Source organism: Salinivibrio sp. PR6, assembly GCF_001995955.1.
Classification (GTDB): Bacteria; Pseudomonadota; Gammaproteobacteria; order Enterobacterales; family Vibrionaceae; genus Salinivibrio; species Salinivibrio siamensis.
Genome location: NZ_MUFA01000017.1, coordinates 74436 through 81786, shown reverse-complemented (window position 1 = coordinate 81786; position 7351 = coordinate 74436). Strand labels below are relative to the sequence as shown.

Annotated in this window: 7 protein-coding genes; 1 reads left to right on the top strand and 6 read right to left on the bottom strand. The window is 49.2% G+C overall.

Annotated elements, in window-relative coordinates:
• Positions 1–374 precede the first annotated feature (374 nt).
• From BZG72_RS13095 to BZG72_RS13080, 4 genes are all read right to left on the bottom strand, one after another.
• Entirely contained in the window at positions 375–839 is a 465-nt protein-coding gene (locus BZG72_RS13095; RefSeq protein WP_158075477.1) for a type IV pilus modification PilV family protein, read from the bottom strand.
• Positions 808–2214 carry a hypothetical protein gene (locus BZG72_RS16255; RefSeq protein WP_077666974.1) on the bottom strand — a complete coding sequence of 469 codons (1407 nt, stop codon included), beginning with the start codon at positions 2212–2214 and terminating at the stop codon, positions 808–810. Before BZG72_RS16255 ends, BZG72_RS13095 begins: the two co-directional genes overlap by 32 nt.
• The gene (locus BZG72_RS13085; protein ID WP_077666973.1) at positions 2211–2750 is read right to left on the bottom strand and encodes a hypothetical protein; all 540 of its coding nucleotides are present in this window, start codon (positions 2748–2750) and stop codon (positions 2211–2213) included. Before BZG72_RS13085 ends, BZG72_RS16255 begins: the two co-directional genes overlap by 4 nt.
• 97 nt (positions 2751–2847) lie before the next feature.
• Complete coding sequence (locus tag BZG72_RS13080; protein ID WP_077666972.1) at positions 2848–3444, bottom strand: pilus assembly FimT family protein; 597 nt, start codon at positions 3442–3444, stop codon at positions 2848–2850.
• A 99-nt stretch (positions 3445–3543) separates the two neighbouring features.
• On the opposite strand from BZG72_RS13080, the gene BZG72_RS13075 reads away from it, so the two are divergent.
• Positions 3544–3984, top strand: coding sequence for a type IV pilin protein (locus BZG72_RS13075; RefSeq protein WP_077666971.1), 441 nt, complete (start codon positions 3544–3546; stop codon positions 3982–3984).
• A gap of 124 nt (positions 3985–4108) precedes the next feature.
• Here BZG72_RS13075 and dnaJ read toward each other — a convergent pair whose 3' ends face one another.
• A complete protein-coding gene (dnaJ, locus tag BZG72_RS13070; RefSeq protein WP_046075187.1) occupies positions 4109–5257 on the bottom strand; it encodes a molecular chaperone DnaJ in 1149 nt (382 codons plus the stop codon).
• Positions 5258–5376: 119 nt separating this feature from the next.
• Positions 5377–7299: a molecular chaperone DnaK gene (dnaK, locus tag BZG72_RS13065; protein WP_046075186.1), complete on the bottom strand. Its 1923-nt coding sequence runs from the start codon at positions 7297–7299 to the stop codon at positions 5377–5379.
• Positions 7300–7351: the final 52 nt, after the last annotated feature.

The window sequence follows — 7351 nt, the reverse complement described above, 5'->3', positions numbered from 1 at the left end:
ATACTGATTACTGTTTCTCTCCGAAGAGAAAAACGAATTGACTGTGCCGAACAACTGTAAAAGTTGTCGTTTGGTCACTCAGTTCATCGAATAAATCTTTTTGTCTATTCTCAACGAGTGCCCACACAGATTGCATAGGTCAAATTGTTAAAGAGCGCCGCTCAATCTTGAGCGGGAGTGGCATCTTACGCCACTTTGGCAACAAGTCAAGCATTTTGTTTTGCTTGTTTATTTTGCCGTTGTTAGCGCGGCTTGCCGTGCCAACGAGAGCGCATTATAGAGAGGTATTTTTGTGACGCAAGGGGTTTTTCTTGAAAACGTTTCAAGCGAGCAAAAAGCCACCACTTCACGTTTGCCGTTCGTGGAGGGGGACTTTAATTGAAATCGTTTTGTCGCCGCGCCCCTGTGAAATAGAAAACCAGAGATTGTTGCTGTTGACGGCGGTTTTGCCACCGCACTGCCAGTGTTAGTGTTTTGGCAAATACCTTATCATCGACTATCAGTGTGTTTTGCACATTAGTCACCACCAGCTCATAGATCGAGTCTTCGGTCGTAATCAAACACTCCGAAAGGTTATCTAACCTGATGGGATCACGGTTACTTGTTGAACATGGAGCATTAGTATTGATCAATCGCCAGTGAGAGAGTTGGTTGTTAGCTAAATACATAGCCTCTTTAGCTAAACGCGCATCACGCTGCTGAGTCTGAATATCCGTTGTCAGGCGATACACGCCAGCGCTAGTCATAGAAACCAGCACAAGAGCCAGTAAGGTCTCGATAAATGAAAAACCTCGCGCTCGTAACATGCTACCCCTCCCCATGAGGCGGTTTGATGTCATGATAACTGTTACCGACAGGCCGCCACTGCCTAAGCCCAGCAAAACTCTTCTGCAATATCTCACCGCTATAGGTCGGTTTGAATGAACCATACACCACGGAGTGGCCACTAGGTACGTCGGTGATAAATGCCCCCTCGGGTTCAAAGCTACCATCAAACCAAAAAGGCACACGGCGTGCTTGCTCAGGGTTGGTAACAGTGGATGTAATCAATTGGCACAGTACTTGGATATTACTATCGTTGTGAGAGCAAGACATTTCGCCAGATTCGGAGATGATTATTCCCCATTGCTCAGCAAATTCTCTCGCATTCAGCTTATCGGTGTTAAACTGATATACCGCTCCTTTAAAGGGTTTAATCGCACCACGCAGCGCCACAATGCCATCTTGCACAACCAGTAAAATCGGAGGTTCACTTGGTAACGCCTCTAAACCCTCTCGGCTTAGATCACAAGGCCCATCCACCCAGACTTTTGCATTCGCACTCTCTCTGTGTTTAATGCTTGCGACTGCATCCAATAGGGTTTCATAACATAGCGAGGGATCATCTTGGGTATTAACAACAAAACCGCCTTGTCGCTCAAATTGCTCTCTGACTGTTTTCCACTGCGCGCGAGGAACACCAAAGTACTCTTTGAACAAGTCCATATTCTCAACATTGGTTTGCACATCTTTTTTTAGTCGCGCGCCGGTTTCATCGCGACTATCTGCGACTTCGCCATAATGGACTTCAGTTTTATACTCGGGTGCACATTCTTCACCCTCTCCTAAGTGAACGGTAAATTTGTTTGAGCTATTTTCCCCTTCACTCTCTGACTGACTCTCATCCGGCGTTCGCGGACGAATCATGACATCGCCCCCGGCTACAATTGAATGGCATTCATATAAACCATCTTCTCGCTTTTTTCCCTTTGCTGGTCGCCATGTATTGCCACCGTAAAACGCTGCTGATCCTGAAGTGACAAATGAACTTCTTCGTGCACCGGTGGCTTTTGCTAGGGTCACTCCGACTTGTTGCTGTGCATGAGTCGCGTAAAGATGCCACATTCCGCGGTCACTATTTTGCCAAGGATCCAACCATAATTGGCTCCCTGCGATATGTTGACAAGGTGAGAGTTGCGCTATCCCAGCTGCCACATCGTCTTTCGATAGGTGAATACCATCATGTTTAATCTTGGCTATCGCGCAGTCTAGAGCCGCCCAAGCTCTGGAAAGGGATTGTTCAGTCGTGATTTTTGCCTGTGTTTGTTGGATATCATTGACTGCGCGTCGACTGACGCCTAATACAATCAGAAGCGTAATCAGAGCGATACTGGCGACCACCGCGAGAGTGGCCATACCTTCTTGGTCACGCTTACATTCCGCGATGTACTTCATGGTAAGACCACTGTGTTAGCTAAAACCAACGTTCGAGACACATCTTTCCGCTGGCTAGGTTGGCGTATTAACGAAGCGGAAACCTTGATAGTCAGTGAGGTAATACGTCGCCCATCTTCCGTGCGCACCGCATTACGGGAAAAAGATAAATGCGAGATCTTCAATGCGCGAGAAGAAATATCTCGCCAATAGCCTGATTCACACGACCAGTTCGCTGTGTCTCGGTGGTTTTCATAGACCTCTATGGCATGGGCTTCAGTGTCTAGTCGAAAGCCTTTGGCGTCATCTTTACCCACGGTATTCGTAGGATGGGTACTGTCTTGTTGATAAGCAAAGCGAAGGCATTGCCCTTGACGCTGCGAAGGGTCTTCATCAATCAATAAAAGCTGGGGTTCATGACCAGTGTCAAAGAGGTAGGGCGATGCGCCACCACACTGGTAGCACAGCCCGGCTCGGCGTATCTCAGTTTCCATCATCGTTAATAAGCGACTGATTTCGAGCGATAAGCGCGTCTTGGTATCGACTCTGGCTTGCATCGTGGTTGCCGAAGTCAAGACAGAAAGTGCTGTGATTGAAACTAAAATACTCACTGACAAACCGACTAAAAGCTCAACTAACGAGTACCCTTTGGACTTAGCTGCATGCACTGTCGATATCACCCCACTGACAGGATTCAAAACCGAGGTATTGACGGACAGTGACCACATAGTCAGGCGCTTGCCCATAGCCGCTGCCCAAACCGACGGTCAGATTCAAGGTTGGTCGCTGGGTGCGAAAATCAATCGAGAATATCTCACCTTCCGGTAACGGCGCCCAGCTTTTTTTCGCTTTAAGCAACAGCGAGATATCAGTCGGGATCGTCACCATAGGCAATCTTATCTGTTGGCAAGACATGGCGGAGAGCTGATCAGATGCACTGCTAAGTAGCCCGCTTCCACGACTCGGTTGCGCAACGATACACTGGGTGTTTTTTGCTTTAAGCAGGCGAAGATGATAGACCCGGCTTTCTTCCATCGCACGAGCTTGAGCAAGATGAAACAAACTTGTGAGCGATTCACTGCGGCTCGCGATCATCGTTGCTTGCTGGGCAGACGAAAAGCGAGGAATCGCGATGGTGCAAACAGCCGCCAACACACTCAGTACCAGCAGGGACTCAATAAGGGTGATGCCACTCATTTTTTTAAGACAGCGCCGAGAGCACTGACTTAAGTGCAGAGTTTGAAAACGCATACTGTCTCCCAAGGTTTGGGGGTCGCCATTGCCTGCAGGCTAACACCCGCATAGGCTCAGTAGGGTTTTCATTATCAACTCTTCGAGAGGTTAAAAAGAATGCGTCAGCGTCAAAGCCGCCGTTTTCAACATGGAGTGACGTTGATCGAGATCCTGATAGTGCTCGCCATTATTGCCACCTTAGCGGCTGTGGTCGTGCCTCACTTTCACCAGTATCAGCAAACACAAGCACGCAAAGCAGCGATTGGGCGGTTAGTGCAGCTCCAGGCCTGGGTAGAAATACAAGTCATCACCAAGGCATATTACCCAAGCTTTTCTCACTCTGAACTTCTAGAACAGGGGCTTGTTTGCACAGATTGCCAAGTATCATCCGACTATCAGTTCTCGATAAAAGGCAGTAAAACAAGCTATAGAATTATCGCTCACCCTCAAGCAGATGGTCGTCAGCATGACGACCCATGCAATAGGTTGGCATTGCACCCTAATGGGGTAATTACCAGCATGTCAGCCGAGACATCCTGCTCGCTTCCCTCCGAGTAGGGCACGACAGACTTCTCTTTGAAATAGGTTCTTGTGGCAAAAAAATAGCCAGCACAAGGCTGGCTATTCACTATTCGCAATTGTTATTCACAGATGACGCTTTACTGTCTGTCAGGCTAAGCGTTTATCCGGTCAAATCGTCAAAAAACTTCTTCACACCGTCAAAAAAGCCTTCTGATTTTGGCTTGTGCTTTTTCGCTTCAGTGCCACTAAACGACTCTTCCAGTTCTTGAAGCAGCTCTTTTTGTCGGCTACTCAAGTTAACGGGGGTCTCGACTACCATTTTGCAGATGAGATCGCCAACACCGCCACCACGAACAGACTGCACCCCTTTACCGCGCATACGGAACATGCGGCCCGTTTGTGTCTCTGCTGGGACTTTTAGGCTAACACGGCCATCTAACGTAGGGACTTCAACCTCGCCACCGAGCGCAGCCATGGTGAAGCTCACCGGTACTTCGCAGTAGAGGTTGTTACCATCACGGGTGAAAATATGGTGTTCGCGGACGTGCACTTGAACATACAAGTCACCCGCCGGAGCACCGTTTTCACCGGCTTCTCCCTCACCAGATAAGCGAATGCGATCGCCCGTATCGACACCTGCAGGAATTTTCACATTTAGGTGCTTGGTTTCTTTTACGCGACCTTGGCCGTGGCAGCTATTACAAGGGTCTTTAATAATGGTCCCGCTACCATGACACGTTGGACACGCTTGTTGGACCGCGAAGAAACCTTGGCGCATTTGCACTTGGCCGATCCCGTTACAAGTCCCACAAGTTTGTTTTTTCGAGCCCGGTTTCGCCCCACTGCCATCACAGGTTTTACACCCGACATAAGTGGGCACTTCGATCTCTTTGCTGACGCCACGGACCGCCTCTTCCAAGGTAAGCTCCATGTTGTAGCGTAAATCGGCACCACGTTGCGCGCGTTGCTGACCACCACGACGACCTCCGCCGAATATATCGCCGAATACGTCACCAAAAATATCGCTAAAGTCAGCACCTCCGCCGAAGCCTCCGCCGCCGAAGCCGCCGCCTCCCATACCACCTTGCTCAAAGGCGGCATGACCATATTGGTCATAGGCTGCACGTTTTTGCGGGTCGGTCAGCACTTCGTAGGCCAACTTGATTTCTTTAAATTGGTCGGCGGCATCATCGCCTTTGTTGCGGTCTGGGTGATATTTCATCGCCAGCCGCTTATAGGCTTTTTTAATATCGCGCTCGCTTGCATCGCGGCTTAAGCCGAGCACTTCATACAAATCTCTTTTAGACATGGTCTGACTGCACCTGTTTACGTCAACAAAACAAAGACGTTCAATTCACTGTTTGATAAAACGACGGGCGAAGGAGATTGCTCCCCTACGCCCGTGCTTATTAACGACAGTGCTTTCGCTTATTTCTTGTCGTCGTCTTTAACTTCTTCGAACTCAGCATCGACAACATCGTCGTCTTGTTTTGCTGAATCAGCACCGGCGTCTTGCTGCGCCTGCTCATCTTGAGCTTGCTGCTGCGCGATTTCCATCAATTTTGATGAAGCGGCAACCAGTGCTTGAACCTTCGCGTCGATGTCTTCTTTATCTTCACCGTTACGCGCGGTTTCTAGCTCAGAAATGGCGGTTTCGATCTTCTCTTTGTCTTCCGCAGGCAGTTTGTCACCCGCTTCGTCCATTTGCTTACGTGTACCGTGAACCAGCTGGTCAGCTTGGTTACGCGCAGTCACTAGCTCTTCGAACTTTTTGTCCGCTTCTTTATTCGCTTCTGCTTCTTGAACCATCTTTTCAACGTCTTCGTCGCTCAGACCGCCAGACGCTTGAATAGTAATCTTCTGCTCTTGACCCGTTTGCTTATCAGCAGCAGACACGTTCAAGATACCGTCGGCGTTCAAATCGAAGGTTACTTCAATTTGTGGCACACCACGTGGCGCAGGCTGGATGCCCTCAAGGTTGAACTGACCCAGTGATTTGTTATGCATGGCTTGCTTACGCTCACCCTGAATCACATGGATCGTTACCGCGCTTTGGTTGTCTTCTGCCGTCGAGAACACCTGATTCGCCTTGGTTGGGATCGTGGTGTTTTTCTCAATCAGCTTGGTCATCACACCGCCCATAGTTTCGATACCCAGTGAAAGCGGGGTCACGTCAAGCAGCAGGACGTCTTTTACATCGCCAGACAGTACGCCACCTTGTGCCGCGGCACCCATGGCAACGGCTTCATCAGGGTTCACGTCTTTACGTGCATCCTTACCGAAGTACTCTGCCACTTTGGCCTGTACCATTGGCATACGAGTTTGACCGCCGACCAAGATAACGTCAGTGATTTCGTCAACTGATAGCTCCGCATCAGCCAGTGCCACTTTCATTGGCTCAAGTGAACGCTGAACCAGCTCTTCAACCAGTGATTCTAGCTTGGCACGCGTGACTTTGATGTTCATGTGCTTAGGACCGGTTGCGTCCGCCGTCACATAAGGCAAGTTCACGTCTGTTTGCTGTGCTGAAGACAGTTCAATCTTCGCTTTCTCAGCCGCTTCTTTGACACGCTGCATCGCTAGCGGGTCTTGACGTAGGTCGATACCTTGCTCTTTCTTAAACTCGTCGACCAAGTAGGTGATCAAACGATTATCGAAGTCTTCACCACCAAGGTGAGTGTCACCGTTTGTTGCCAATACTTCGAACGTTTGCTCGCCATCTACCTCATCGATTTCGATGATAGAGATATCGAAGGTACCACCACCTAGGTCATACACAGCGATTGTGCGATCGCCGCCTTTTTTGTCTAGACCATAAGCCAGTGCCGCAGCTGTTGGCTCGTTGATGATACGTTTAACTTCTAGACCTGCGATACGACCAGCATCTTTGGTTGCTTGACGCTGTGAGTCGTTAAAGTAAGCAGGGACAGTAATTACCGCGCCAGTCACTTCCTCACCGAGGAAATCTTCAGCGGTTTTCTTCATTTTCTTCAGGACTTCAGCAGACACCTGTGGCGCAGCCATTTTTTGGCCTTTCGCCTCAACCCAAGCGTCACCGTTATCTGCCTTAACAATTTTGTAAGGCATGATGCTGATATCACGCTGCACTTCTTCATCTTCGAAGCGGCGGCCGATCAGACGCTTGATAGCAAACAGGGTGTTTTCTGGGTTTGTCACTGCCTGACGCTTCGCAGGCTGGCCGACAAGTGTTTCACCATCTTGTGTGTAAGCGATAACCGATGGTGTTGTACGATCACCCTCTGCGTTCTCAATGACGCGCGTTTTTTCACCGTCAAGTACGGCGACACATGAGTTGGTTGTACCCAAGTCAATACCAATGATTTTACCCATCTGGTGCTCTCCGAAATTCGTTCTGTGGCTTTAATGCGTTACCCCTTATGTG